The organism is Streptomyces sp. CB01635 (genome assembly GCF_002803065.1).
GTDB lineage: Bacteria > Actinomycetota > Actinomycetes > Streptomycetales > Streptomycetaceae > Streptomyces.
Genome location: NZ_NNBL01000045.1, coordinates 19137 through 45981 on the forward strand (window position 1 = coordinate 19137; position 26845 = coordinate 45981).

The 26845-nt window shown below is 68.3% G+C and carries 25 protein-coding genes and 3 pseudogenes; 18 read left to right on the forward strand and 10 right to left on the reverse strand.

Translation table 11 applies throughout. From position 1 onward, the window contains the following. Nucleotides 1-3: 3 nt before the first annotated feature. Nucleotides 4-477 (reverse strand): annotated as a pseudogene (locus tag CG723_RS48835) (arsenate reductase/protein-tyrosine-phosphatase family protein); the annotation flags it as partial. Nucleotides 478-585: 108 nt separating this feature from the next. Continuing rightward, the gene (locus tag CG723_RS44175; protein WP_100599210.1) at nucleotides 586-2886 is read right to left on the reverse strand and encodes a CHAT domain-containing protein; all 2301 of its coding nucleotides are present in this window, start codon (nucleotides 2884-2886) and stop codon (nucleotides 586-588) included. Between the two features lie 201 nt (nucleotides 2887-3087). On the opposite strand from CG723_RS44175, the gene CG723_RS44180 reads away from it, so the two are divergent. Then, nucleotides 3088-3528, forward strand: a complete 441-nt coding sequence (locus tag CG723_RS44180; protein WP_100599211.1) for a hypothetical protein — start codon at nucleotides 3088-3090, stop codon at nucleotides 3526-3528. Between the two features lie 45 nt (nucleotides 3529-3573). Here the strand turns inward: CG723_RS44180 and CG723_RS44185 are convergent, their stop codons facing one another. Further along, on the reverse strand, nucleotides 3574-4023 hold the full coding sequence (locus CG723_RS44185; RefSeq protein ID WP_159032700.1) for a NucA/NucB deoxyribonuclease domain-containing protein: 450 nt from the start codon (nucleotides 4021-4023) through the stop codon (nucleotides 3574-3576). Here CG723_RS44185 and CG723_RS44190 point away from each other — a divergent pair. Beyond that, on the forward strand, nucleotides 4013-4159 hold the full coding sequence (locus CG723_RS44190) for a hypothetical protein (RefSeq protein ID WP_442802646.1): 147 nt from the start codon (nucleotides 4013-4015) through the stop codon (nucleotides 4157-4159). The genes CG723_RS44185 and CG723_RS44190 overlap by 11 nt on opposite strands. Nucleotides 4160-4168: 9 nt before the next feature. Here the strand turns inward: CG723_RS44190 and CG723_RS44195 are convergent, their stop codons facing one another. Beyond that, a complete protein-coding gene (locus CG723_RS44195; RefSeq protein ID WP_100599213.1) occupies nucleotides 4169-4399 on the reverse strand; it encodes a bacteriocin immunity protein in 231 nt (76 codons plus the stop codon). Between the two features lie 142 nt (nucleotides 4400-4541). Between CG723_RS44195 and CG723_RS48485 the strand changes: the two genes are divergently transcribed. Next, a complete protein-coding gene (locus CG723_RS48485) occupies nucleotides 4542-4673 on the forward strand; it encodes a DUF6300 family protein (protein ID WP_234374855.1) in 132 nt (43 codons plus the stop codon). Nucleotides 4674-4867: 194 nt separating this feature from the next. Here the strand turns inward: CG723_RS48485 and CG723_RS44200 are convergent. Together CG723_RS44200 and CG723_RS44205 are read right to left on the reverse strand one after the other, a co-directional pair. Beyond that, nucleotides 4868-5179: pseudogene (locus tag CG723_RS44200) on the reverse strand (ATP-binding protein); the annotation flags it as partial. Between the two features lie 43 nt (nucleotides 5180-5222). Continuing rightward, the gene (locus tag CG723_RS44205; RefSeq protein ID WP_100599214.1) at nucleotides 5223-6083 is read right to left on the reverse strand and encodes an SDR family NAD(P)-dependent oxidoreductase; all 861 of its coding nucleotides are present in this window, start codon (nucleotides 6081-6083) and stop codon (nucleotides 5223-5225) included. An 86-nt stretch (nucleotides 6084-6169) separates the two neighbouring features. Between CG723_RS44205 and CG723_RS44210 the strand changes: the two genes are divergently transcribed. Next, nucleotides 6170-6523, forward strand: a complete 354-nt coding sequence (locus CG723_RS44210; protein ID WP_234374856.1) for an ArsR/SmtB family transcription factor — start codon at nucleotides 6170-6172, stop codon at nucleotides 6521-6523. Nucleotides 6524-6697: 174 nt separating this feature from the next. Here CG723_RS44210 and CG723_RS44215 read toward each other — a convergent pair whose 3' ends face one another. The 3 genes from CG723_RS44215 to CG723_RS44225 all read right to left on the reverse strand — a co-directional run bounded on the left by CG723_RS44215 (nucleotide 6698) and on the right by CG723_RS44225 (nucleotide 9271). Then, the gene (locus CG723_RS44215; RefSeq protein WP_100599216.1) at nucleotides 6698-7117 is read right to left on the reverse strand and encodes a hypothetical protein; all 420 of its coding nucleotides are present in this window, start codon (nucleotides 7115-7117) and stop codon (nucleotides 6698-6700) included. Nucleotides 7118-7344: 227 nt separating this feature from the next. Beyond that, entirely contained in the window at nucleotides 7345-8409 is a 1065-nt protein-coding gene (locus CG723_RS44220; RefSeq protein ID WP_234374857.1) for a LacI family DNA-binding transcriptional regulator, read from the reverse strand. Between the two features lie 46 nt (nucleotides 8410-8455). After that, nucleotides 8456-9271, reverse strand: coding sequence for a sugar phosphate isomerase/epimerase family protein (locus CG723_RS44225; protein WP_100599217.1), 816 nt, complete (start codon nucleotides 9269-9271; stop codon nucleotides 8456-8458). 383 nt (nucleotides 9272-9654) lie between these two features. Between CG723_RS44225 and CG723_RS44230 the strand changes: the two genes are divergently transcribed. The 10 genes from CG723_RS44230 to CG723_RS46700 all read left to right on the forward strand — a co-directional run bounded on the left by CG723_RS44230 (nucleotide 9655) and on the right by CG723_RS46700 (nucleotide 19023). Continuing rightward, entirely contained in the window at nucleotides 9655-11004 is a 1350-nt protein-coding gene (locus tag CG723_RS44230) for an ABC transporter substrate-binding protein (RefSeq protein WP_159032701.1), read from the forward strand. Continuing rightward, a complete protein-coding gene (locus tag CG723_RS44235; RefSeq protein WP_159032702.1) occupies nucleotides 11001-12011 on the forward strand; it encodes a carbohydrate ABC transporter permease in 1011 nt (336 codons plus the stop codon). Before CG723_RS44230 ends, CG723_RS44235 begins: the two co-directional genes overlap by 4 nt. Then, complete coding sequence (locus CG723_RS44240; RefSeq protein ID WP_100599220.1) at nucleotides 12011-12853, forward strand: carbohydrate ABC transporter permease; 843 nt, start codon at nucleotides 12011-12013, stop codon at nucleotides 12851-12853. Before CG723_RS44235 ends, CG723_RS44240 begins: the two co-directional genes overlap by 1 nt. A 5-nt stretch (nucleotides 12854-12858) precedes the next feature. Further along, nucleotides 12859-14082 (forward strand): hypothetical protein, encoded by a 1224-nt coding sequence (locus tag CG723_RS44245; protein ID WP_100599221.1) that lies wholly within the window; start codon nucleotides 12859-12861, stop codon nucleotides 14080-14082. Then, nucleotides 14079-15077 (forward strand): hydroxyacid dehydrogenase, encoded by a 999-nt coding sequence (locus CG723_RS44250; protein ID WP_100599222.1) that lies wholly within the window; start codon nucleotides 14079-14081, stop codon nucleotides 15075-15077. The genes CG723_RS44245 and CG723_RS44250 overlap by 4 nt, the downstream gene beginning before the upstream one ends. Further along, entirely contained in the window at nucleotides 15074-16057 is a 984-nt protein-coding gene (locus CG723_RS44255) for a D-2-hydroxyacid dehydrogenase (RefSeq protein ID WP_100599223.1), read from the forward strand. Before CG723_RS44250 ends, CG723_RS44255 begins: the two co-directional genes overlap by 4 nt. Beyond that, nucleotides 16048-17223 (forward strand): mandelate racemase/muconate lactonizing enzyme family protein, encoded by a 1176-nt coding sequence (locus tag CG723_RS44260; RefSeq protein WP_100599224.1) that lies wholly within the window; start codon nucleotides 16048-16050, stop codon nucleotides 17221-17223. The genes CG723_RS44255 and CG723_RS44260 overlap by 10 nt, the downstream gene beginning before the upstream one ends. Nucleotides 17224-17295: 72 nt before the next feature. Next, a complete protein-coding gene (locus CG723_RS44265; protein WP_100599225.1) occupies nucleotides 17296-18108 on the forward strand; it encodes a polysaccharide lyase family 7 protein in 813 nt (270 codons plus the stop codon). Nucleotides 18109-18269: 161 nt separating this feature from the next. Further along, on the forward strand, nucleotides 18270-18596 hold the full coding sequence (locus CG723_RS49100) for a zinc ribbon domain-containing protein (RefSeq protein ID WP_324907722.1): 327 nt from the start codon (nucleotides 18270-18272) through the stop codon (nucleotides 18594-18596). Nucleotides 18597-18723: 127 nt separating this feature from the next. Further along, nucleotides 18724-19023 carry a hypothetical protein gene (locus tag CG723_RS46700; protein WP_159032703.1) on the forward strand — a complete coding sequence of 100 codons (300 nt, stop codon included), beginning with the start codon at nucleotides 18724-18726 and terminating at the stop codon, nucleotides 19021-19023. Nucleotides 19024-19484: 461 nt separating this feature from the next. Here the strand turns inward: CG723_RS46700 and CG723_RS44280 are convergent, their stop codons facing one another. After that, complete coding sequence (locus CG723_RS44280) at nucleotides 19485-20777, reverse strand: IS256 family transposase (RefSeq protein ID WP_100599227.1); 1293 nt, start codon at nucleotides 20775-20777, stop codon at nucleotides 19485-19487. A 101-nt stretch (nucleotides 20778-20878) separates the two neighbouring features. Here CG723_RS44280 and CG723_RS44285 point away from each other — a divergent pair. The 4 genes and pseudogenes from CG723_RS44285 (at nucleotide 20879) to CG723_RS44305 (ending at nucleotide 26694) form a co-directional block, all read left to right on the forward strand. Continuing rightward, a protein-coding gene (locus CG723_RS44285; RefSeq protein ID WP_234374858.1) for an IS5 family transposase occupies nucleotides 20879-21696 on the forward strand; the annotation gives its coding sequence in 2 pieces (ribosomal slippage) (nucleotides 20879-21230 and nucleotides 21230-21696; 819 coding nt in all). Between the two features lie 66 nt (nucleotides 21697-21762). Further along, nucleotides 21763-22227, forward strand: a complete 465-nt coding sequence (locus CG723_RS44290) for a hypothetical protein (RefSeq protein ID WP_100599228.1) — start codon at nucleotides 21763-21765, stop codon at nucleotides 22225-22227. A 597-nt stretch (nucleotides 22228-22824) separates the two neighbouring features. Next, a complete protein-coding gene (locus CG723_RS44300) occupies nucleotides 22825-25200 on the forward strand; it encodes a tetratricopeptide repeat protein (protein WP_159032704.1) in 2376 nt (791 codons plus the stop codon). Nucleotides 25201-25413: 213 nt separating this feature from the next. Beyond that, nucleotides 25414-26694: pseudogene (locus tag CG723_RS44305) on the forward strand (IS701 family transposase). Nucleotides 26695-26845: the final 151 nt, after the last annotated feature.

Here is a 26845-nt window from a genome sequence, read left to right on the forward strand (position 1 = left end):
CCCCTCCTCGATGATCTGGGCGCAGGCGGTGAAGGCGTCCATCGCCTTACCCATGGGGTCGGGTACGTCCTGGCCATCGAGGTAACGCTGCATCTTGTGCGCGTTCTCGTCGCCGCCGAGGAGCATCAGCTTGTCCAACACGGACTGGTCCATGGCCAGGATGACGTCGGGCCAGGCGAGTGCGGCCTTGTCCACCTGCATCGGCCGGTGGTCGTTCAGGTCGTATCCGCCGCGAGCCGCGGCGGCCTTGATCATGTCGGGGTGGGCAGTGCTGCCCACCCACTTGTCGACGGCCGCCGTCCGCAGGTGAGATCCGTGCACCCGCCCCGATGACGCCCCGCCCACCGGACAGACCGCGGTGCCCTGCGGAGTCCGTGCCCGTACCACGATCCGCTCACCCTCGTCGGCCACATCCTCTATGACCAGCGGGGAAAGACCCGAAAACACCGTCTGTACAAGGTCGCTGACGTCCTTCACGTGAGTGTCAACGACCCTCACGACACTCCGTCACCACCGAATGTGAGACAGGGCCGATATAGACACACCCAAGCGAGCCGAGCACGTTGGCGGATAGAGAACAGCCAGTTAGGCGCCGGAGTGGAGATAGCCCGCCCAGAGGGACGGTGCGGCCGGGAAGCGGTCGCGCGTGTCTTTGACGGTTCGGTGCAGGGCCGTCGCGGCCCGTGCGGGATCGGGTGTGCCGGTCGGGCCGTCGGCCAGGTGGGTGTAGAAGGACTCGGCGACGTCGGCGGCCAGGCGGTCGTCGATGGTCCACATCGTGCCGATGACGTGGGAGAAGCCGGCGAGTTGGAAGGCGCTGGTGAGGTGGATGGCCTCACCGAGCAGCCGGGGGTTGCCGGGGTGCGCGGTGCGGCAGGCGGAGAGATAGGCCAGCTGGGCGTGGGCGAGGTCGGCCCGGGACAGCGCGGAGACCGTCAGCGGCGTCTCGGCGTGGTCCTGGAGGAGCAGCTTGCTCTGCGAGGGGTCGGTCAACTCGCTGATGCCGTGGCAGGCGAAGTGGGCGAAGGCGCAGTGCTCGAGTTGGGCGAGGACGGCGGCCGTCGTCGCGGGCCGTTCCTCTGACGCGCCGAGGACGACCGGGTCCTTGAGTACGGCCCGGAGCCGGTCGGTCTCCTCGGCCGCGTGCGGCAGGGGTGCGTGGCCGGGTGTGGTCGGCATGGAGACGATCAGGGACCGCGGCCGGTCGGTGGCGGCGGGGCGGCGGGCTCGGGCGTGGCGCAGGGCGCGGACGGTCGGGGTGTAGGAGGAGACGACGCGGTCGAGCACGGTGCGCCGGCCCTGACCCCGGCCGGGGTCCCGGTGGAACCCGGCCGCGTGCAGGGGCAGCAGGCCGAGCATCCCGCCCGGCGCCCACCACACGTGGGGCAACGCGTTTTGCCTGTCGGGGAGTTGACTCAGGGCATCGAGTGCGGTCAGGACCGGTTCGGCGGCCGCCTCCCATAGCCATTCCAGTACCTCGTGCAGCATGCCCTGGGCGGCGATCCGGTCGGCGTCGGGGGCGGTCGCCGCGACCAGCGCGAGGTGGAACTGGCCGATCCGGCGGACGACTTCCTCGAACGCCAGGCCCGGCAGGGGGCAGGCGGTGACGCCGTCCGGGGTGAGGATCAGGGCGTCGCTGCGGTGGCGGCTCACGTTGAGCGTGACGACGGGGCCGCGGTCGGCCTGCGCGGCCAGTTCGTCGAAAGTAGGAGGCAGCCCGAAGCGGGCGAAGCCGTCGTGGGCGCGGATGCGACCCAGGAGCACCTCCATCTCTTTGGCCAGCCTCAGGCGTGCGGAGTGCGAGGGCGCCCCCGGCACGGCGGCCGACGCTCCGACCGTGTCGGTGTCCTGGTCGAGCCGGTTGCGCAGCGCAACGAACTCCCGTGCCAGGTCCGGGTGTTGTTCCCGCAGCTCGGTCACGTCGCCCCGGACGTCGAGGGACTGGGCGAGCAGGATCGCGCGTCCGGCCTCCGCGAGGCGCAGCGCTCTCGAGGCCCGCTCCGGTGCGGACACCCCGGTGCCGGACAGGGCAAGCGCGATCGCGTCCGCGGTGAGCCGGTCGCCGTGGGCGCCGAGTGCGCGCTGCTGGTCGCCTCGGCGCAACCGGCGCGGGGCCACCTCGGGCAGCAGGAGGATGGCCTGCTCGAGGAACCGGGCCGCGCGCCCGGGGTCGGACGGCGCGGCCAGCTCGGCGGCCAGCCGGGCGGTGCCGACCCGCAACAGCGGCAGGGCCGTCCTCATCGCGACGGTGCGTTCCCACACCCCCAACGCCTCGTCACGGTCCTCGGTCGTGCCGTCGCGCTCGAACCGCTGTTGCAGCACGCTCCCCAGCACACTCATGACCGTCGCCTGGTCCGGGTGGTCGAGTTGGGCCGCGCCCCGGGCCGCCGCACGGCAGACCGCCACCGCTTCATCGAGGTCGCCGAAGTCACCCAGACCGTCGAAGCGGTCCCGCAGCGCCTGGACGAGCCCGATCTGGTAAATGGTCCGCTCGGGATCACCGGCGGGCGTGGCCCGCACCGCCTGGTAGCCGTACTCGATCGCTTCGTTCACGTCCTCGGGGTTCTTGGTGTGCGCGAAGAGCAGCCGCAGGACCTCGCAGGCGTTGCAGAGGTACCGGGCGTACGCGAAATGGGTGCGCGGCGCGATCCGGACGACGAAGCGGTTGGTCCGTGCCGCCTCCACGATGTCGTCGGCTTCTAGGTAGGTCGCGTACCGCGCGAGGAGCGCGTTGGCGTGGTTGGTCAGGAGCATGGTGTGGTCGGGATGCCGCTCGGGCGCCTGCGCGATGGCCTCACCGGCGGTCTGCAGTGCCGCGCCCAAGTCGAGGCGGTCTCCCGTGCGGGCGTAGCGGGTCAGCAGCACCTTGGACAGGCCCGTCAGCACCGGCTGCTGGTGGGGGGTGGGAGGTGGGCAGAGCTCTGTGAGGCGCTCGAGGGGGTAAGCCTGTCCAATTCGACTGGTCACATGCTGCGGCCCCCGAGCGGGTCCTGACTGTGCGCCACAGGGAGCGGCTTGGCATCCAGGTGTCTGCCGGGGCAGGGCTGATCGGTAGGGTCGCAGGCAGCGAAGAAGGGGGTGTGCCCGATGGGTCTGGTCAGCAGGCAGCAGATGGATGCGGACGTCGACTTCTACGCGTTGTGGCTGGAGGATGCGGACGACACGAGTGAACGGGACGAGCCGGAGGATGGCGCCCCGTTCGTTGCCGCATGCGGCCAGCGGGTCTATCTGCAAAGCGGCGGCCACACCCACACCCCGGCCTTGTCGGTGGAGGTGTGGGAAGACCAGCCGCCTGCGGACGGCGGGGTGTGGGAGGCCCAGGGCGAGGCGGGCATGGATGTCCCGTCCGGCCAGGTCGGGGTGTGGACCTACGGTGGGCCCTGCGAGGACGCGATTGAGCTCGGTGAGGCGGGTCGGCGCTGGCATGTACGGGTGTACGTGAGTGGTCGCGAGCAGGTCCGTGAACTGGCCGAGCAGGAAGTCCCGGTCCACGCCGAGCGCTACCTGCTGCAGTTCTGGCCCGTGTGACCCCTTCCGGTCCCCGCTCGGGCGGGGACCGGGGGCGTGGTGGCGTCAGGAAACCTTGATGATGTAGCCGTCGTTGGGGCCGTCGATGATGCGGTTGAGGCGGTAGAAGTCCGCGATGCTGCGCCCGCCGGCGCCGTTGTCCTCCTTCGGGATCGGCCGTGCGGAGAAGTTGTTCTTCGGGGCCTTGTGCTGCGGGTCGTACTTCGTCAGCGCCTGGGCCACGCCCTCATACGTGGCGGAGAAGGGGAACTCGTCGCACTGCTTGCCGCCCTGCGCGTAGTTGACGCCCCAGTTCTTCTTGCAGACCTTGATCGCCTCGTTGCGGTTGGCGTCCCGTCGGGGCTTCGCGTAGAGGCGGGTCAGTGGCCGGTCGGCGGTGCGCCCGGGGATGTTCTTGCTGGTGTTCGCCGGTTTGGTGGTGGACGGGGTGTTGTATGCGTCCTTGATGTGCTGGGCCGCGAGCCGCTCGGGGGAGCCGGTCTTAGTGCTGAACAAGCAACGCAACACCATCGAACGGGCGATCAACCGCTTGAAACAGCACCGGGCAGTCGCCACTCGCTACGACAAGCGCGGCTATGTCTTCCTCGGCACCGCCACCGCGGCAGCCCTCGTGATCTGGCTTCGTAGCTGAGTACAGGCGTCACAATGCAATCGGCCGGTAGGCCAAGGCATGGTCGACCACTTCCTCGGCAGACAGCTCCCGTTGCGGTGGCCAGAAGACCAGGCCGCTGACGTGGCCGGATGGGCAGGCCAGAGCTCTGTCGAGCCTGTCCAGCCAGTCATTCACCTCTCCTTCGGAGGCATAGTCCGCCTCCATGATCCGCTGCACGAGCGCGACCGCTTCCGCCCGACTCAACTCCACCGCACCCATCAGGCTCCTCCCACCGGCGTCACCTTAGCGAGCGGCTTGATCGCTCGGACAAGTCCTAGCTGCACTGCTCTGTGAGTGTTTGAGATCCTGGGGGCGATAACGCGGCGTGCGCAAGCTCTTTGATGTGCCGTCAGGATGATTGGTGGGTGCAGAGCCACGCCTCATCGAGACGTTCGGCGCACTCGTCGCGGCCTGGGTCGAGTCCGTACGACACCAGAAGGCCGACGAGACGCTACTTGCCGAGGAACACGAGCAGTGGAGCGGTGAGTTGTGATCCGTTCCCCCACCAACGAGATCCCATCAACCTCAGTACGAGTATGGCTGCTGACTCCATCGGATTTGCATCACAGGACAGTTGCTACTGCCGCGGCGTGACGCGTGTTCCGGCGCCCGCCGGGCGCCGTCTTGGGTTGAGGAGGATATGTGAGACAACACGCGGAACCGCGTATTGAGGGGGGACCAACCTCATCAGGTCGATCCCAGGAGCCGACTCGTCGCGGTCCCTTCGCCAGAGTCGTCCGGGAGCGACTGTTCGGTCCAGATGATCTTGCCAGCAGGGGTGTACCGGACGCCCCAACGATCCGCGAGCTGGGCCACGAGGAAGAGGCCGCGGCCGCCTTCGTCAGTGGTCTCGGCATACCGCAGATGCGACGCAGTGCTGCTGGTGTCAAAGACCTCACAGATCAGTTGGCGGTCGAGCAGCAACCGGAGACTGATCGGACCCGTGGTGTAGCGGATGGCATTGGTGACCAGTTCACTGAGGACGAGTTCCGCTACGAACGGCAGCCCTCGTGGACACCGCTGGCTGGAGACCGTCGAGATGTCAGTACAGGCTGCGGTGGAGTTCGGGTGGTCCGCCCAGGGTGTACCGCAGAGAGAGCGGGGCGCTGCCGTCGATGTCGGTGATGCCGAGGTGCGCGCCCAGTTCAGCGCCGATCAGTGCCCTGCCGGAGAGCTGCATGAGGTCGTCGGCTGCGTAGAGGGCTGCTATCACCCGACCGGTGAACTGCGGGGATTCGCGCCTGTTGGTTGGTCTGGCCTCGGCGGGCAGCGCTGCGAAGTGCGCTCGTGCGCGCTCGGTGTCCAGTCCACCCATCCAGATCGAGACGGCTGCGACGTTGTGGGGGCGCAGGTCCTTGGCCATGTCGGCTGCCATCTTGTCGGCGCCGGCCTTCTGGGCGCCGTAGGCGGGTCCCAGGTGGTAGGCCACAGCGCCGTAATGACCTGTATTGACGATCAGTCCTCGGCCATTGGCGATCAGCAGGGGTGCGGCGTGGAAGCTTGCGACGTAGTGCGATCTCAGGCCGACCGTTATGAGATTGGCCGCGTTCAGCGGCTGTTCCCAGAACCTCCCGGGAGGGGCGGCGTTGGCGACCTGGGCCGCGTTGTTGACCAGGATGTCGAGGCGGCCGTGATCGCGTCCTATCCGGGCGAACAGTTCCGCCACGGCTTCGTCGTCGGAGTGGTCGACGGCCACCGCGACGCCTTTGCCGCCGGCTTCGTCGACGAGCGCAGCAGTCTCTGCGATCGTGCCGCCGTAGGGCGAGTCGGACGACTGCCGGCTGCGTCCCGTCACGTAGACCGTCGCGCCCGACTGTCCGAGTGCGAGGGCGATGCCCTTGCCGGCTCCTCGGCTGGCGCCGGTGACCACCGCCACTTGCGGCTCGACGATCGTCGCTGACATGGCTGGCCTCACTAAGTTAGATGTGGATCGAACACTTGCCACTGTATGATGGCCATCGAACATGTCAAGTCGAGGAAGGGGCCGCCGTGACCGAGACGGTCGCGCGTCGCACCAGAAGCCTGGTTCATGCCGAGCCGGCAGAGGTGAGCCTGCAGGACGCACTCGATGCCCTCGCCGACCCGGTACGACGCTCTATCCTGCGCGAATGCGCCGGCGAACCAGACTTCAGCCGGGCCTGCGGAACATTCGACCTACCGGTCTCGAAAGCGACCGCAAGCCACCACTTCGCGGTACTACGCGCCGCCGGGCTTCTGGAACAGGTGGACAAGGGAACACGCAGGCTCAACCGGCTTCGCCGGCCCGAGTTCGACGCACGGTTTCCTGGCTTGCTGGCACTCGTTCTCGCAGAAAGCGCGCCGCCCCACCCACCTCAAGCCTGAAACGTCACCGACAGCAGGCACGGACGGACCACAGCGTCCGGGACAGAAGGGCAGCACTCCCAGGGCACCGAACTCGCTCTGGTGGCCCTGAGTTATTGCTTCTCCCTTCGCGGCGAACAACCGTCCAGGGGATCTCAGCTCCTCCACCCAGCCATTCAGAGCCCCGCTTGAACCTCAGTCCGGGAGGAGTTCCTCGGCTCCCGGGGCCAGTTCGAGGGGGACCTGACGAACGGTTCCGGATTCGACGACGAGTACGTCCGGGATGTGGTCTTCGAAGAAGCGCACGTAACCGATGGTGCCCACGGTTGTTGTCCGTGCAGCGATCCACTTGAGGAGATGCCGTAGGCGTGCGAAGTCGTCGGGGTGCACCTCCTGACGTGCCAGCAAGGAACAGCCTTGAGGTCCGCGCTGGAGCATGCCGACCAGCGCCCCACCGATGCGCTGCGCGGGGCCTGTGCCGGTCAGTAGTGGATATTCCTCATCGCCGTCCGGCTCCTTGTCTTCTGGCGTCTCGCCCAGGTGCCACCGGAGCAGACCGCACTCTGCGGAATCCGGGAGATCCAGGGCCAGCTGGAGTTCGTAGAAGTCGCCCACGCAGCAACGCTAGCGCTGCGGTTGGTGGCCTCTGCTCGCAGGGGCTGGATCAACGGATGCGAGAACATGCTCTTTCAGGTTCGAAGATGGGCAATCGGCGCCTATCGAGCAGATCTGCCAGCAGGCCAAGCATCAACACATCGAATTGGCCGACGAGATGGGCCCGGTCAGCGAACGAGACAACACCGGGGCCGAAGTCCGGCCCGGAAAGGCGGCAGCCGGCATCCCTATCCGCGCGCGGGCGGCGCGCTGGTCCCGCGGACGAGGAGTTCCATCGGGATGTACCGGGGCTCGCTGTCGCCGCCGTCGGCCATCAACGCCTCCAGCATCTCGGTGGCCTGCCGGCCCAGTTCGTGGCGGGCCAGCGAGGCAGTGGTGAGCCGGCGCGAACTGGGCAGGTCGTCCAGGGAGATGTCGTCGCAGCCGATCACCGACATGTCCTCGGGGACGCGCAGGCCCGACTCCTCCAGGGCGGTGAGCGCGCCGAGCGCCACGAGATCGTTGTATGCGACGACCGCGGTGACTCCGGCGGCCTGCACGCCATCGGCGGCCGCATATCCGTGCTTCGCCGTGTGGCCGCAGGGGATGACGGTGACGTCGAGGCCGAAAGCGGCCGCGGCGTCGAAGGCCCGGATGCGTTCGGCATTGGCCCAGGACGCCTCGGGCCCGCTCAGGTAGGCCACCCGGCGGTGGCCGAGCTGGGTGAGGTGCCCGCAGGCCAGGGTCATCCCGCCGTAGAAGTCGACGGAGACGGAGGGGACGCTCAGGCCGGGCACGATCCGGTTGACCAGTACCACCGGGTGGTCGCGCAGCGGCAGATCGACGAGCGCGGCTCGTTCCATGCGCGGCGAGCACAGCAGCACTCCGTCGCAGCAGCGCATCAGGTCCTCGGCCAGCTCGTGCTCGCTCGCCGGGTCTTCGTCCGACTCCATCACCATGACCCGCCGTCCGTGCGAACGGGCCACGGCGGAGACGGCCTTGAGCAGATCGGGGAAGTAGGGGTTGGAGAGGTCGGGCACGAGCACACCGACGGCGTCGGTCTCACCACGGGCCAGGCCCCGCGCGGCGGCGTTGGGCCGGTAGCCGAGTTCGGCGACCGCGCCCTGGACGCGGGCCGCCAGGTCGGGGTCGACTCGGGCCGTGCCGTTGAGGACGCGGGAGACGGTGGAGGTGGAGACCCCCGCTGCCGTGCCAACATCGGTGATGGTCACCCGGCGCCGGCCCGAGGCGCCCTTCTTGCCGGTGGTGTCCGACTTCCTGCCCGTCGCGTCCGATGCTCTCGAAGTCGTCAACCCTGCTCCCCGATCCCTGTGCATGTCGGCCAACGTAACTCCTCGCTCAGCGTCCCCGCTGTCCGGTCCCCGGTTCAAGCAGCAGTCCGCGCAGGTACGCGAGGTCCCGGCGCACCGACGCGAACGGGTCGTCGGTCCAGTAGTGGACATGCAGAGAAAGCGGTCCCTCATAGCCGAGTCCGGTGAGGCCGGGCAGCACAGTGGGCCACGGCACGACGCCGCCGTCGGCGAGCGGCTGCCAGGCGCAGTGCCAGGAGCCGGGTGCCTCACCCGGCTCCCACACGGCGTTCTTCACGCCCACGCAGCCGATCCGGTCCGTGCCGCCGAGAGCGTCGACGGTGAGGCGCCAGTCCTCACTGCCCTCCTTGGCCTGGTTCCCCGGGTCGGGGTGGACGAGGAGATCCTCGGTGTCGGCCAGGAGGCGCAGCGCGTGCGCGGCCGAGGGGTGCAGGGTGCCGTGGTGCAGCGCTAGCACGAGCCGGACTCCGTGGCGGCCGGCGAGCGCGGCGAGTTCCGCGAGGTCACGCCGGGCCCGGTCCAGGCCGACGGCGTAGCCGATCTCGGCGTCGTAGCGATAGAAACCCACGCGCACCAGGGGTACGCCCGCCTCGGCGCAGTGTCCGAGGACGTGATCCGCCGTACGGTCCGCGGTGGCCAGGTCGGTGCTGACGAGGCCGAGTTCGAGCCCGGCGCGGCGCAGCGCGCGAGCGGCGTCGCCGATACGCGACGACGTCTGCGGGGTGACGGTCTGCCCCTCTCTGACGAGCAGGTCCGTGCCGTCGGCGCCGGCCTCCGCCAGCTGTGCGGCGAGTTCCTCGGGCGGCAGGGCACCGAAGGGCTTGGTGAGGACGAGGACGCGCACGGCGTACTCCCTTCCGGCAGCGACAAGTTGTGAAAGCGTTCCCTCAACCTAGCCCATGGATTCTTCCAGGACGGATCGATCTCACTAACTCGCAGGTCATAGGCAGTAACTGAGGCATTGGGCCGGATCGCTCACGAATACTCCCTGTGAAAACGCTTGCTCAGTCTCTTCCCGCGCCCTAACGTCATCCGCGCTTCAGCCCCGAGGAGCCGCAAGCCGCTCGGGCCGCCGTCTCAACGAGATCTCAACGAGAGCAGGAACCGACGATGGGGACAGCACACAGGCGTGGAGGATGCGGGATCGGAAGGCTGGCGACGGCTGCCTTGTTGGTGGTGCCGCTGCTGGCGGCGTGCGGCGGGGGATCCGGTGGATCCTCCGGCACCGTGCTCAAGGTCTGGGACTACTCGGCCGAGCAGACGGACTTCCACAAGAAGGCCGCCACGGAGTTCCACCGGCAGCACCCCGACATCACCGTGCAGTGGCAGTCGATCGCCCAGGACGAGTACAAGCGCACCCTCCCGCTGGCCTTCCAGAGCAAGCAGGGTCCGGATGTCTTCTACTGGAGCGACAACGGACCGCTTGCGATGTCGCAGCTACTCGAACAGAAGTGGATACAGCCGCTCAACGGGGGAGCCGCGCTGCCCGCGAACTTCACCAAGCGGTGGCCCGCGGGTTCGTTCGTCGACGGCGTCAACCAACTCGACGGAAAGACCTATGGGTTCCCGCTGTCCGAGAGCACGTACTGGGGCCCCGGCTACATGTTCCTCAACAAGAAGGTCTTCGAACAGGCCGGGCTCGACACCGCGAAGCAGCCCACGACCTGGTCCGAGCTGAAGAGCGCCTGCGCGACGATCAAGGCAAAGACGAAGGCGTACTGCATCGCCGCGCCGACCAAGGACGTCGACCTCCAGCGCACCTTCTACGCCCTCGCCGCCGGCGAATACACCGTCAACGACTGGTTCTTCGACTACAAGAAGGGCACGTTCTCGCTGGCCGAACCGCAGGCGCAGAAGGTGTTCGCGTTCATCCAGGAGCTCAAGAAGGACGGCTACCTGGCGCCCGGCAACAACGACAAGAACTTCACCCGACAGCAGTTCGCCACCGGCCAGGCCGGGATCACGATGGACGGCACGTGGCTCCCCTCGGTGCTCAAGACCCTCGGCCTCGACTCCTCGGGCTACGCGGTCGCCGCCCACCCCGTGCCCGACTCCGGGTCCAAGGGCGGGCTGTGGAGTCAGCCCGACGGCAACAAGTACTGGGTGAGCTCCCAGTCCAAGCAGTCGAAGGCCGCCTGGACCTTCCTCGACTGGATGACCCAGCCCGACGGCTACTTCGCCAAGGAGTACCTGAAGGAAGGCTTCGGGACGCTGGCCTTCGCGGACAACGCCAAGTACATCAAGGACCCGGCAATGCGCCAGATCATGCGGATCGCCGACAAGCCCGGCTACCGCGTCAAGCTGCCGCTGCCCGTCACCAAGTGCCCCGACCTCGTGAAGTCCACCGCGTACGTCAAAGCCATCGGCGAGCGGCCCACGTGGGAGTACGAGGCCATGGCCGGCGCGCTCAGCAGCAACAAGTCGCTGAAGCCGGAGGCCGAGCGGCTCGTCGAGCAACGCCAGAAGACCCTGACGGCCCAGCTCAAGAAGGAAGCAGAGCAAGGACTGAAGGTCTCCCTCGACTGCTTCACGTTCCCGAACTGGTCCTACACGGCCGACTACAAGGCAGCCAAGTGAGCGCCGTACAAACGCGGTTGCCGCGCGACACCACCGCATGCCGCCCCGACAGGACAGCGCGCCGCCTCCGGCCTCCGGCACCGCCGGACGACAACCGTGAACGCGCCAAGGGGCGCGAGCGTCTGTGGGTGGCCTCCTTCCTCGTGCCCTTCCTCGTCCTGTACCTGGGGTTCACCCTCTGGCCGCTGGCCGCAACGGTCTGCTACTCGTTCTTCGACTGGTCGGGCACCGGCCCTCTCGACACCTACGTCGGCGGCGGCAACTACCAGCGCATCCTGAGCGATCCGCTCTTCTGGCAGGCCGTCGTCAACACGTTGCTGTTCGCCATCGGCACGACCGTGGTCAAGCTGCCGCTGTCCCTCCTCGCCGCGCTCGTGATGACGAGGAAGTGGCTACGGGCGAAGAAGGCTCTGCGGACCGTCTTCTTCGCGCCGCTGATCATCCCCGTGGCGATGGCCGGCCTGGTCTTCACCTACCTGCTCAACCCGTCGAACGGCGCTCTCAACTCCGCCCTGCACAAGCTCGGCCTGACCGACGGCACGACCGACGTCTTCGCCAACCGCTGGACGGCCATGGCGGCCCTCGTCCTCATCTCCGTCTGGCAGGTCTTCGGCCAGTACATGATCTATTGGATGGCGGCACTGCAGAACGTGCCCGAGGAGCTGTACGAAGCTGCCGCCCTCGACGGCGCCAGTGAGTGGCAGAAGCTCACCCGGATCACGCTCCCGATGATCCGCCCGGTCGCCGTGGTCATCGTGATGCTGGCCCTGGTCAACGCGATGCACGTGTTCGGCCTCGTCGTCACGCTCACCGGCGGCGGCCCGGGCACCAACACCTACGTCGTCTCGTACTTCATCTACAAGCAGGCCTTCGGATCGATGCCCTTCGCCTACGGCTACGCGTCGGCGGCCGCCCTGTTGTTCTCCGTGATGGCGTTCCTCCTCGTGATGAGCCAGGGCTACTTCGTGCGCCGAGCGCAGAAGACGCGGAAGGAATATGGAGTCTGATGCCCCGCAGCGCACTTTCCCGGCCCACGCGCGCCAACCTCATCGCGCTGCCCCTGCTGATCGTGGTGGGCCTGGTCTGGATCTATCCCTTCCTCTGGATCGTCACCGGGGCGTTCAAGACCCAGTCGGGCCTGTTCACCGGCGGCGCGAGCCTTATCCCCGACCAGTGGAACTTCGACAACTTCCAACGCGCCTGGGTGGATGCCGGGTTCTCGAAGTACTTCTTCAACACGGTCGTGTACGCAGTCGTGTCCACCCTCATCGAGCTCTTCAAGTCGGCGCTGTGCGGATACGTCCTGGCCCGCTACGACTTCCCGGGCCGCAAGCTGCTGCACCGGATGATCGTGGCCACGCTGTTCGTCCCGGTGGCCTCCATCGTGATCCCCCAGTTCGTGCTGGTGGACAACCTCGGGCTGCTGAACACCCGGGCCGGCGTCATCCTCGCCATGTCAGGCGCGGCGGGCGCCCTCTACGTCCTGCTCTTCATCGGCTTCTTCTCGGGCGTGCCGAAGGACCTGTTCGACGCGGCGAAGCTCGACGGCGCCGGATTCCTGCGCACATTCCGGCTGGTCCTGCCGCTGGCGAAGCCCGTCATCGCGGTGGTCGTCATCTTCCAGTTCATCAGCAACTGGAACGAATTCAACATCCCACTGGTCTTCACCCTCGGCCAGCCCGACCTGCAGAACCTGGCCGTCGGAATGCTGTCCTTCAAGGGCGAACACTCCGTGGACTGGACGGGCTTCGCCGCCGGAATGACCTTGTCCGTCATCCCGATGCTGCTGGTCTTCGTCTTCTTCCAGAGCTACTTCGTGCGCGGCCTCGCCGGCGCGACCAAGGAGTGAACCCTGTGACAGCCACGCGGCCGGGCGCCACCGACCTCAGCGGCGCCTTCGTCTACACCTGGGACCTCGTGGGCGATCCCGGCGCGGCCGAACGCATCGCCGCACTCGGCGTGGGCTCCGTCGTCCTGCAGGCCGCGTACCACTCGGCGCGCGCCATGACCCCCTACCACCCCGTCCACCGCACCGTGCACGCCACGCACTCCGCGGCCTACTTCCCGTTCGACCCGGACCCCTGGCACGGCACGCGGCTGCGGCCGCCCGCACCGGGCTGGGCCGTCGATGTCCCTGACCGGTTCGGCACCGCGGCCACGGCCCTGCGCGGCCAAGGGCTGCGGGTCGAGGCCTGGCTGGTGCTCACACACGGCACCGCGCTGGGCGAGCAGGCGCCCGACCTGACGGTGCGCAACGCATTCGACGAGCAGTACGGGTACGCGCTGTGCCCAGCACAGCCCGAAGTGGCGGAGTACGCGACACAGTTGGTCGGCTCCTTCTGCGCACGCTACGACACCGCCGAGGTCCCCACGCTGATGCTGGAGGCCTGCGGCTGGCTCGGCTTCGAGCACGGCAGCCACCACGAGAAGACGGCGGGCGCCGATCTGACCCGGGCGGCCCGCGATCTGCTGTCGGTGTGCCTGTGCCCCGCCTGCCGCGCTGGCATCGCGGCCGCCGGAGCGGACCCCGAGGGCCTCGCGCAAGCCGTGCGCCGCACCGTCGACACGGAGCTGCGCGGCGGCGCACGCGTGCCGGGCACCCTGCACGAGGCCCTCGGCGACCAGACGGCCGGCGCGCTCCTGCGCCACCGACAGTCCGTGATCGAGCAGTTGACGCGGAACGTGGCAGCCGTGGCGCCAGGCCGGGAGCTGCTGCTGATGGCGGACGGCGACCCGGGGGCCACAGGCCCGGACGTCGGGCTCGACCTCGGCCGGTTCCAGGGCCGCGCCGACGCCCTCGTCCTCAAGTGCTGGGACGACGAACATCGGTCGGTGGCCCGCATCCAGGCTGCGGTACGGGCCACCGACCGGCCCGTCATCGCGAACGTATCCGTACTGGAGGAGCACCCCGCCCGCGTCGCCGGACGGGTGGCGCGGCTCCTGGACGCTGGCGCCCACCAGATCCGCTATTACCACGCAGGCCTGGCGTCACCCGCTCGGCTCCAGGCGCTGCGCAGGGCCGACGCGTACGCGCGGGAAGCAGCACGAGCGGCACGGACAACAAAGGGAGCAGCATGACGAGCAAGCGACGCACCGGACTGTATGTTATGGACCCGGCACGCTTCGATGACGTCTATGGACCGGCCGAACGCGCTCTGATCGAGCGACACTTGACCATCGAGCGGCCTCCCTGCGCCGCCCCCGAGCTGACCGCTGATCTGCTGGCCGACATCGACGTACTGGTCACCGGATGGGGCGCGCCTCGGCTCGACACTGCACTCCTCGACCAGGCGCCGCGGCTCGATCTCGTGCTCTACGCCGCCGGATCGGTACGCCCCCTGGTGACTGCGGAGTCCTGGGCCCGCGGGGTGCGGGTCACCGCCGCCGGTGCCGTGATCGCCGACCGGGTCGCGGACTTCGCGCTCGCGCAGATCCTGTACGCGCTCAAGCACGGCTGGCGCTACGTCCTCACGGCGCGCCGCACCCGGGCGGCGGCCGAGCGCCGCGGCGAGCTCGGCACCGCGGGGGCCACCGTCGGACTCGTCTCCCTGGGCGCCACCGGACGTGCCACGGCCCGGCTCCTGACCCGGCACGGCGTACGACTCCTGGCCCACGACCCGTACGTGTCCGACGCCGACATCCGGTCCCTGGGTGCCGAACCGGCCTCGCTGGAGCGGCTGTTCGCCGAGAGCGACGTGGTGAGTCTGCACGCGCCGCTGCTGGCGGAGACCCGCCGCATGGTCGGCAAGCGGCTTCTGCGCTTGATGCGCCCCGACGCCACCCTCGTCAACACCGCGCGCGGCGGCCTCATCGACGAACCCGCGCTCGTGACCGTACTCAAGGAGCGCCTCGACCTGTTCGCCGTGCTCGACGTCACCGACCCCGAGCCCGCCGACCCCGGCTCGCCGCTATTCGGGCTGGAAAACGTCGTGGTCACCCCACACCTGGCCGGCAGCCTCGGCCCGGAGCGGCGGCTGCTCGGCCGGGCCATGGCCGACGACCTCGACCGGTACGTCGCCGGGCGCCCGCTGCGCCACGAGGTGGTCGCCACCGCGATGGAGCACGCAGCATGACCACATCCATATCCGCATTCACCCTCGTCATGGTGCCGCCGCTGTCCGCGGAGACCCGCGCCTGGCCCGACCGGCTCCGTAAGACCGTTCCGGGGATCACGGTGCTGAGCCCCGAGGACCCCGACGCGGTGCGTGCCGCGCTGGCCCGCGCCGACGCCGCGTACGGGACGCTCACCCCCGAACTCCTCGGTATCACACAGCAGTTGCGCTGGCTGCAGGCCCCACAGGCGGGACCCCCGCCCGGCTTCTACCACACGGATCTCGTGCGGCACCCGGCCCAGGTCACGAACATGCGGGACACCTACACCGACCACGTCGCCCATCACACCGTGGCACTGGTCCTGGCCCTCGCCCGGCAACTGCCCCGCTACGTACGGGAGCAGGCCGCCGGACACTGGGCACCGGACTGGTCGGACGGCGCTGTCGTGCCGCTGGCCGAGGCGCATGCGCTCGTCGTCGGTACGGGCGCGGTCGGCGCCGAGGCGGGACGGCTCCTCGCCGCGTTCGGCACGCACGTGGAGGGAGTCGACCCCCGCGTCACCGAGGCGCCGCCCGGCTTCAGCAGGGTGCTGACGCCCGACCACCTCGACCGGGCGCTCGGCCGGGCGGACCTAGTGATTCTGACGGTGCCGCACACCCCGAGCACGGAGGGCCTGATGGACGCCGACCGACTGGCCGCCATGAAGCCGGGGTCCTGTCTGGTCAACGTCGGCCGCGGCCCCACTGTCCGCCTCGACGACCTCGTCGCGGCACTGGACTCGGGGCACCTGCGAGGCGCCGCCCTCGACGTCTTCGAGCGGGAACCGCTCCCGGAGGACCATCCGCTGTGGCGCCACCCTGCGGCGGTGATCACCCCGCATGTCGCGGGAGCCGGGCCGCACGCAGCGCAGCGCAGGTTCGAGGTGCTCGCGGAGAACGCCCAACGGTTCGCCGACGGGCGGCCGTTGATCAACGTAGTGGACAAGACGCAATGGTTCTGAACCCCGAGGCCGACACCCGGCCCGCCACCGCAACCACCGTCGAACGCATCGAGGTCTTCACCGTCGCGCTGCCGACGCTGCGGGAGTTCACCGTCGCGGGCGGTGGCGTCACCACCCGGGGACGGCCCGCGATCCGCGTACTCGTCAAGGTCTCCGCGTCGGACGGAAGCACGGGATGGGGCGAGGCGACGCCGATCCCCTCCTGGACGTATGAGACCACCGAGTCCATCGTCTCGACCCTGACCCACTACCTGGCGCCTGCCGCCACTGGACTGCCGCTGTGGGATCTCGACGGGCTCGTCCGGGCCTGTGACCGTGCCATCCGGCGCGGCTGGTCGACAGGTATGCCGCTGGCCCGCGCCGCCCTGGACGTCGCGTGGCACGACGCCCTGGCGCGCTCGCGCGGCGTGAGCCTGGGCGAGCTGTGGGGCAGACGGCGCCACGAAAGCGTCGAACTCTGCTGGATCGTCACGGGAGTCGACGCGGATGCCGTCGCCGATTCCCTGGCCGAGGGCCGAGCGGCCGGATACCGCCACTTCAAGGTGAAGGCGGGGCTCGAACCCGGGCGAGGCGTCGGAGCGGACGTCGCCCGCGTGGCCGCTGTCCGCGCAGCCGCACCCGACGCGACGCTGATCGTCGACGCCAACCAGGCCGGCACCCAGGAATCCGCGCTGTGCCTCGCCCAGCGGCTCGCCCCGCTCGACGTCGTGGCGCTCGAACAGCCGCTGCCCGCCAACGACATCGACGGGCTGCGCCGACTGCGGGACCTCAGCCCGGTGGCGATCGCCGTGGACGAGAGCCTGCGGCACCCCACCGACCTGGCGTCGTTCGTGCGCCTGGGCGCCATCGGCATCGCCGTGGCGAAGGTGCAGCGCTGCGCGGGCCTCACCCTGGCGCTGCGCCAGTGCCAACTGGCCGAGGACTGCGGGATCGGGCTCATGGGGTCGGGACTCACTGAGTCCGACATCGGCCTCGCCGCGTCCCTGCACCTGTTCGCGGCCCACGACCTCATCGCACCTGCCGACCTCAACGGCCGGCAGTTCCTCAGCAGTCCCTACGCGACCGGGCCCGGGATCCGGGTGCGTCAGGGAGTGGCCGAGGTCCCGACAGGGCCCGGCCTCGGTATCGGCGTCGACGAAGGGATTGTACGAGAACTCGCTTGTTGAGCCGTGCCCGGCGGACGGGTACGGCCACCCACCCCCGAGGGCCTGTCATGGCCCTGACGTAGGGAGTCGCACATGAACAGTCAGGCACTTACGCACAGTTCACGCCGCGGTTCACAGCGCCGCGCTCTCTCCTGGCTCGCAGCATCAGCACTCGCCGTGGGCCTCCTCGTCACGGCGCAACACGCGTCGGCCGCTCCGGCGGATGCCGCCGCCTGCCCTGCCCCGGCCTCCGCCATCGGGCTGAGCAAGGCCTGGAAGCTCCAGCTGCCCCTGCCGAACAGCTCCGGATCACCGCTGGAGGTCAAGCAGCCCGCCCTGGCGACGTACGACAACACGCCCTGGTTCACGACCACGTCGGGCTGCGACGCGATCAGGTTCCGGGCCGCCGTCAACGGCGCCACCACCAGCAACACCGGGTACCCGCGGTCCGAACTGCGCGAGATGACCTCGGACGGGTCGGGGAACGCCAGCTGGTCGTCCACCGATGGCACCCACACCATGGTGGTCGACGAGGCCGTCACACATCTGCCCGCGGACAAGCCGCACATCATGGCGGGCCAGATACACGACGAGACGAGCGACGTCACGTCGTTCCGCCTCGAAGGCAGCAGCTTGTACGTGACGTCGTACAACACCACGCACTACAAGCTGGTGACGTCCGACTATCAGTTGGGGGACCGCTTCCAGGGGAAGTTCGTCGTCCACGACGGGAAGGTCGACGTCTACTACAAGGGCACACTCCAGGCGACCATCGCCGCCGACTTCGGCAGCGGCTACTTCAAGGCGGGCGCCTACACGCAGGCGAACTGCAACAACTCCTCGCCGTGCGACACCTCGAACTACGGTGAAGTCTCCCTGTACAAAGTCACCGTGACGCACTCCTGAGACGGCGGCGCCCCCGGGCCCCGCCCCGGGGGCGCACCGCCCGGCTTCGAGCGGGGCATTCGGCGCCCGCAGACTACGAAGACACGTCTGTCACGGCTCCACAACCGCGGCCTGAAGGCATACGCCGGAGCCTCGCCCATCACCCGGGCCTCCGGCAAGAAGTGTGGGGTGAGCACTGCTGGTCGCCGTCCTACTTCGCCGCCTCGTGCGGGGGCGCCGAAGAACTCCAGGGCATCCGGCAGAGGGTACGGCTCCGCAAGCACCAACGGGTCACACTCCACTCCTGCGCATTCGCCCAGTTCGGAGACTTCATCGTCTACAAGACGCACCGAGCAGACGTTCCCGTGGTGTACGTCGATCCTGCCTACACCTCGCAGCAGTGCTGCGAGTGCGGCTTGAACCCGTCGCCGAGGCCCTCGCCGACGGGGGTGACCCCGGATCCACTCTCAAGTGGCTCAGCCCTCGAGCCCGAGCCACCGAGATCCTGAAGCAGCTTGGACGACCTGGATTTCCAGTCGAGCACGACACCCTGGACCAGTTCCCGCCGAGCCGGGAGTAGACTATTTGCGCGGTGTCCTGGTCACAGCCGGTGCTCTGCCTCGACGAGGCGAACGCATGCTGACCATCAGCCGATGGATCGACAAAACGCTCCAAAGCCTCACCGCGGCGGACGATCGCAGGATGCTTGCGGCGTTCGCTCAATGGCACGAACTGCCCCGTCTGCGGCAACGACTGGGTGGGCGACTCACCACCGGCAACCAGGTCAATGGCATCCGGCAACAGATCCGAGAAGCCGCCCGTCTCCTCCAATGGCTCCGCGACCACGGAACCGAGCTGAGCCGATGCGATCAAGGGCACATCGATGAATGGCTCTTCGAGGCACCAGCGTCCGTCAGCACGCCCGCCCTTTCGTGAAATGGGCAGTGACTCACCATCACGCTCACGGACTTGAGGTCCCCGCACCAGTGCGGAGCCACCCCACACCGCCACTGGACGACCAGAAGCGCATTGAGATCGCCCAGCGACTCCTGACCGACACCACCGTCGCCCTGGAAGTCCGAGTCGCTGGTCTCCTGATGGCGATCTTTGCTCAATCCACCGCCACGATCGTGAAGCTCCAAGTCGACCAGGTCCTCCGCACCGCAGCAGGAATTCACCTCGAACTCGGCCGCGAGCCCCTCCATCTTCCAGCAGCCCTCGGTGACCTCATGGAACAACTCGCAGACTCCCGGCGCCCCTACTCCAACGTTGGACGCTCCACCATCAGCCCCTGGCTCTCCCCTGGCCGGCACCCAGAGATCCACCTCAGCTCGGCGAGTCTCCTGATCCGCCTTAGTGGGACTGTCCAATCAACGGTGTAATTGGGGCTGTTGAGGTTAGTGGCGTGCTGCGCTGAGGCGGCCGTCGAAGGTGATGTCGAAGGCGTTGAGAGCGGTCTTCCAGCGGCTGGTCCAGCGGGCTTGTCCCTTGCCGGTGGGGTCGAGGGACATGATCGCCATGTAGACGCATTTCAGTGCGGCCTGCTCGTTGGGGAAGTGGCCGCGGGCCTTGACCGCCCGGCGAATCCGCGCGTTGACGGACTCGATGGCGTTGGTCGTGCAGACGATCCTGCGGATCTCGGTGTCGAACCGAAGGAACGGAGTGAACTCCTCCCAGGCGTTCTCCCAGAGCCTCACGATCGCCGGATACTTTTTGCCCCAGGTGTCGGCGAAGTCGGCGAACCGCTCCAGGGCGGCGTCTTCGGTCGCGGCCGTGTAGACGGGCTTGAGGGCCTTGGCGATCTTGTCCCAGTCCTGGCGGGCGGCATAGCGGAACGAGTTCCTCAGGAGGTGCACGACGCAGGTCTGGACGATCGTGGCCGGCCAGACCGTCTCGACCGCGTCGGGCAGGCCCCTGAGGCCGTCGCAGACGAGCATGAGGACGTCGCCCACGCCGCGGTTCTTGATCTCGGTCAGGATATTCAGCCAGTGCTTGGCGCCCTCGCCGCCGTCACCGGCCCACAGGCCGAGGATTTCCCGGCGGCCTTCCGTGGTGACGGCCAGGGCCACATAGATCGGACGGTTGGCGACCGCGCCGTCGCGGATTTTCACGTGGATGGCATCGATGAAGATGACGGGATAGACCGGGTCGAGGGGCCGGTTCTGCCATTCGGCCATGCCCTCGAGGACCTTGTCGGTGATGGTCGAGATCGTCTGGCGGGAGACGTCTGTGCCATAGACCTCCGCCAGGTGGGCCTGGACTTCTCCTGTCGTGAGGCCCTTCGCGGCGAGTGAGATGACCATCTCGTCGACGCCGGTCAGACGCCGTTGCCTCTTCTTCACGATCTTCGGCTCGAACGATCCGTCCCGGTCACGAGGCACGGCAATCTCCACCGGGCCGACCTCGGTCAGCACGGTCTTGGAGCGGGTTCCGTTGCGGGAGTTGCCGCCGTTCTTGCCCGCCGGATCATGCCGGTCATAGCCAAGGTGATCGGTGACCTCGCCCTCCAGAGCCGACTCCAGAAGCCGTTTCGTGAGCTGCTGCAGCAGACCTCCCTCGCCGGTCAGCTGCAGCCCCTCGGCCTGGGCGCGACCTACCAACTCCTCGATCAGCTGGTCATCCACCGCCCTCGCTGGCTGCGGGACAACCACCTCTGAACTCGCGTCCTCAGACGTGTTGTTACTGGTCATCAGTGCATCCTCCATGATCAGGAGTTACACCGTTCTTCTTACAGGCTCTAACAAAGCCGTTGATCATGTGACTGTTGGCTTATCGGGTCGTGGGTCCGTTCATGGGGAAACGTCAGTCGCGGCCATGGATCGTGTCGGACGAACTGTGGTCGCTCATCGAGCCGTTACTGCCCAAGCCGAGCCCGAAGCTGGTCGAGGGCCGACCGCGGGTGCCGGACCGGCAGGCGTTCTGCGGGATCCTGTTCGTCCTGCACACCGGCATCCAATGGGAATACCTGCCCCAGGAGTTGGGCTTCGGATCAGGCATGACCTGCTGGCGGCGCCTGGCCGCCTGGAACGAGGCCGGCGTGTGGGACCAGCTCCATGTGGTGCTGCTGAAGGAACTGCGGTCGAAGAACCAGCTGGACTGGTCTCGGGCGGTGATCGACTCTTCCCACGTCCGGGCGGCCCGGCGGGGCCCAAAAGCGGGCCCAGTCCGGTCGACCGCGCACGTCCGGGCAGCAAGCACCACGTCATCACCGACGGGCAGGGCATACCGCTCGCGGTGTCACTGACCGGTGGAAACCGCAATGACGTCACGCAGTTGCTGCCCCTGCTCGACAAGATTCCTGCCATCGGCGGTGTCGTCGGCCGGCCACGGCGTCGGCCCGATCTGCTCTTCGCTGACCGCGGCTACGACCACGACAAATACCGGCGCCTGGTGCGGGCACGTGGCATCCGCCCCGTGATCGCCGAACGCGGTCAGCCGCACGGCACCGGTCTGGGCGTCTTTCGTTGGGTCGTCGAGCGGACGATCTCCTGGCTGCACGGCTTCCGCCGCCTGCGCATTCGTTGGGAAAGACGCGACGACATCCACGAGGCCTTCCTCGGCATCGCCACCTGCCTCATCACCCACCGCCACGTCCAACGCCTTTGTTAGGACCTCTTACAGTCCCTAAAACAGTCCCCCATTCCCGTAGTGAGCGGTTGGATCTACGGTGCCCCCATGGACTGGGGGACTTTGCTACCCACCTTGGTGGGTGCGGTGATCGGCGTGGGATCCACTCTCGGAGCCGACAGGCTGCGATGGGCTCGCGAACTGCGTCAGCGGGCTACGAGCAGCAGACAGGAGTTGTACGGACAATTTCTGACTGCGCTGAACGAAGCGGCCGAGTCTCTGTGGGTGCTGGGACTCGGTGATCGCCATGACTCCTCGATCGACCTCCCTGAGGCGCTAAGGGCCGCGGTGCACGGGACGGGCCTCTACTCATTTCGAGAGCAGGTCATGATCATCGCCACCGATGACGTCCTTGCGAAGGCCGACCAAGCTGTGGACCGCGTCCGGGAGTACCGAGACTGTCTGGCGGCAGGTCATCGCGAGGGTTCGCCCGACGAGGTAGCCGGCATGGATGCCTACAAGAGGGCTGTCAAGGAACTGCGCTCTGCAATGCGAGCCGACCTCATTCCATAGGAGTCCAGGGGGCGAAAACGGTCCACTCTGCTGCTCTTGAATGGCAGTCTGGTGGCGATCTGGTCGTCGCGGGTTACAGGGGAGGGGAGCCGGGTTGATGCGGTGGTTGCGGTGGTTGGTGGTAGCGGTAACAGCGGGGGCCACGTTCTGGGTGTTTCTGTGGGTGGCGCAATCTGTGTCGTGGGGCTGGTTGCCTGAGGGGGAGGCGGAGCGGTGGGGGGTAGCGGCCGGGTTCGCTGCCGTTGTGGCCAGTGCGGTTGTGATGGCGACGGGCTGGTGGGCGGGTCGCGAAGTGTCCCCCGGGCAGCCGCCGAGTGGGCGCAGTGTGAGGGGGCGGGTGGCTGATCAGGGTCGGGTCGACCAGGTGGGTGGCCATCGTGGGCGGCCTAGCGGGCCGAGCCGGGCGGTTCCGGGCAGCGTGCGGTTGGATGCGGAGGCGTCGGGTCACGGCCAGATTCGGCAGACTGGCGGCGACGACTACACCAGTGGGCCGGGCGCCCCGTGACCGGCGGCACCAGCCGCAGGCCGGGAGACGTGAGTAGCGACCGTGTCCCTGACCGCGTAACGCAGCAGGCGACCGCATCCGAGCACGGGCAAGTGACGCAGGTTGCCGGGGACCAGCACATTGCAGTCTGGGGGCCCGGCAGCGGGCCCGCGCCGCAAGCTCTGGCTGCCCTGCCGCCCGTCCCTCACCTGATCGGCCGCACGACGCACGCCGATGAGCTCCTAGCCGCCATGGCCCCGGGCGGGCAGGGGCCGGGGACGGTGGTGGTGACCGGGCTGGCGGGTATCGGCAAGACCGCCCTTGCCCTGCACACCGCACACCAGGCCATCACCAACGGCCTCTTCGCCGGCGGGACGCTGTTCTTGGGCTTGCGCGGCTACGCCCCCGCCGGGGCGGTCAGCGCCGGGCAGGCCCTGGAGGCACTGCTGCGTGCCCTGGGTATCCGGGACCACGATCTGCCACCTACGGTCGAAGAACAGGCCAGCCTGTACCAGTCGGAGCTAGCCAGGCGCGCCGAGGAGCACGGTCCGGTCCTGGTCTTTGCCGACGACGCCTCCACCACCGGCCAACTGCTGCCGCTGGTCCCCTCGCACCCGGGACACCGGCTGCTGGCCACCTCCCGCGATGCTCTGACCGGCCCCAACCTTCCGACCCGCCTGATCCCCCTGGACCAGCTCGCCCCTCGGCAGGCAGCCTCCCTCATCACCAACACCCTCACCCGCACCCGTCCCAGCGACCCGCGCCCAGGAAAGGAGCCGCGGGCGCTGGAGCAGGTGGCCGAGCACTGTGGCCACCTGCCACTAGCGCTGACGATCGCCGCCGCTCAGCTCGCCGACGATCCCGGACTGCCCATTGCCACCCTGGCCGACGACCTCGCCAATACCCGCAACCGGCTGGAGGCCCTCCATTACCAAGACGGCGACGGGCGCTCACCGGCGGTCCGGGCCGCTTTCGACCTGTCCTACCGGCGCCTGGAGGACCGGCACGCGCTGCTGTTTAGACTGCTGGCCCTCAATCCTGGCCCCGACCTGGCCACCGAGGCCGCCGCCGCCCTCAGCGGCCAGGCTGCCCGGCAGACCCGGGAAAGCCTGGCCGCTCTTGCCCGCACCAGCCTGATCAGTGAAGCCCCCATCGGTTCCGGCCGCTGGCGTATGCACGACCTGATCAACCTCTACGCCGCCGACCTTAACCATCACCACGACAACGACCGGGCCCTCCAACGCCTCCTGGAGCACTACTGCACCGTCACCGAGGCGGCCGACGCTCACCTGCGCGCCCTGCCTGGTCAGCCTGTACCCGAGCGCTTCTCCGACCGCACCGCAGCTCTGACCTGGCTGGATGCCGAGCGCCCCAACCTCACCGCAGCGGCCGGCATGGGCCACTCCCGCACCACCGGCTCCCTGGCCGCAGGCCTGGCTGTCTACCTGGATCGGCGCCGTTACTTCCAAGACGCCATCGCCACCGGACACCACGCCGTCACCATGGCCCGCCAAGTCGGCGCCCGCCATAACGAAGGCACGGCACTGGGGAACCTCGGCGGCGCCCTGTACCGGGTGCGGCGGTTCGACGACGCTATCGACGCCTTCACCCGCGCCGTTGATATCTTCCGTGAGCTGGGCGACCGCCACCGCGAGGGCGGTGTGCTGAACAACCTCGGTCTCACCCTGCGCGAGGTACGGCGGTTCGAGGACGCTATCGGCACCTTCACCCGCGCCATTGATATCTCCCGTGAGCTGGGCGACCGCCTTGGAGAAGGCACGGCACTGGGAAACCTCGGCCTCACCCTGCGCAAGGTGCGGCGGTTCGAGGAGGCCATCGACGCCTTCACCCAGGACCTGGCGATCTGCCGGGAGCTCAGCGACCGCGACGGCGAAGGCAAGGCGCTGAACAACCTCGGCCTACTCCTACGCATGATGCGGCAGTTCGAGGACGCTATCGACCTCCACACCCGCGCCCTTGATATCTTCCGTGAGCTGGGCGACCGCCACCGCGAGAGTCAGGCACTGGGCAACCTCGGCCTCGACCTGCTAGAGGTGCGGCGGTTCGAGGAGGCCATCGACGCCTTCACCCGCGCCGTTGATATCTTCCGTGAGCTGGGCGACCGCTACCGCGAGGGCGGTGCGCTGAGCAACCTGGGCGCCACCTTGGGTGAGGTGCGGCGGTTCGAGGAGGCCATCGACGCCTTCACCCAGGACCTGGCGATCTGCCGGGAACTCGGCGACCGCCACGACGAAGGCACAGCGCTCAGCAACCTGGGCACCGCCTTGCGTGAGTCGCGGCGGTTCGAGGAGGCCATCGACGCCCACACTCGCGCCGCCAGCATCTTCGGTGAGCTGGACGACCACCACCGCGAGGTCACGGCACTGGAGGACCTCGCCCTCGACCTGCTCAGGGCGCGACGCTTTCGTGTGTTGCGGCCATGGCGAAAGCTGACTCGCCGAACTCGCTCCAGCGCTGGGGGCGAGTAGGAACCGCGCCGCGCGTTCGGGGCGAGATCGGTAATCCGTTTAACCGAGGGGGCGGAATCGGTCGATTGTCCCGCCCTGTGCCGATCCAATGGACCGAATCGCCCACATGGGTGAAAAGGGGTGCAATCCAGGGTTGCGATCCAATGGATTCCAATCCTTAGTAGGACTCCGTTAGGTCTTTCGGCTCGGCCTCTTTCTGGGCATGTTGGATGGATGGACGCACATGAAGTGAACCGTGTCCGGGCGAAGTTGGCGTTATACGTGGCTGACGTGTTCGCGTCGGTACCGCGCAAGGATCAACGAGCCAAAGGCGACTGCTACCTGCGGGGACTGATGCTGGACGGCCGCCGCAAGTCGATCCAGGCCATGGCCTCGCGGCTGCCGGACGGCAACGAACAGAACCTGCAGCAGTTCGTGAACCAGTCCAGCTGGGACCCGGTGCCGGTGCAGCGCCGGATCTGCGAACGCATGCTGCCGCTGGTCAACCCGACGGCCTGGGTGATCGACGATGTGTCGTTGCCCAAGGACGGAAGAATGTCGGTCGCCGTGGCTCCGCAGTACTGCGGAGCCCTGGGTAAACGCGCCAACTGCCAGGTCGCGGTCAGCGTCCACTGCGCCAGTGACACGGCCTCCTGCCCACTGCAGTGGCGACTGTTCCTGCCCAAGGAGTGGGCGGCGGACACGGACCGCAGGACCGTTACCCGCATCCCGCCCGAGGCCGGGCACCGCGAAAAGTGGCGGTTGGCTCTGGACATGCTCGACACGCTGGCCGGCTGGGGCATGAGGCCGCCGGTCGTGGTGGCCGACGCCGCCTACGGCACAAACGCCCGCTTTCGGGCCGGCCTGGCAGAGCGGGGAATCGACTACATGCTGGCCGTCCGCGCGGATGTGACCGCCCACCCATTCGACGCCAAACCGACAGCTCCGGACCGCAAGGGCCCTGTCGGCTGCTGGCCTCAGCCCCGCTACCGCCACCCCGCACCCTCAGTGGTAGCCCTTGCCACCGGTCTCGGGCCAGAGGCGTTCACCTCCCTCACCTGGCGTCAGGGCTCGCGCGGCGAGCTACGTTCCCGCTTCGCCGCCGTGCGCGTCCGCCCTGCCGGCAACGCCGTCGAACGTCCCATTCGGGTCGCCGCCTCGGCCGAACAGGGCTGGTGGGACGGCATCCTGCCCGACTGCTAGCTGCTGGTCGAATGGCCCGAACATGCCGAGGCTCCCACCGACTACTGGTTGTCCAGCCTGCCGGCCGACACTCCGATCGCCGGCCTGGTCTGTCTGGCCAAGGTTCGCTGGCGCATCGAGCACGACTACCGCGAACTCAAGCACGGACTGGGCCTGGACCACTTCGAAGGCCGGTCCTGGCCCGGCTGGCACCACCACGTCACCCTCGTGACCGCGGCCCACGCGTTTCTTACCGAACAGCGTCTGGCCCCAAAAGCACCTGGACCGCACTCACCCTCTACCAGACCCTCGACGCCCTCCAAGACATCCTGAGGTGTTGGACCGGTACCTGCACGACCTGCCACCAGCCCCTCCCCACCAGGACCCCAACACCTAGATCAAGACAGACCTAACGGAGTCCTATTACTGAGGTTTTCAGGGTGAGGTCGGTGGAGCGATGGTCAGGCCGGTGGTGGTGAGGCAG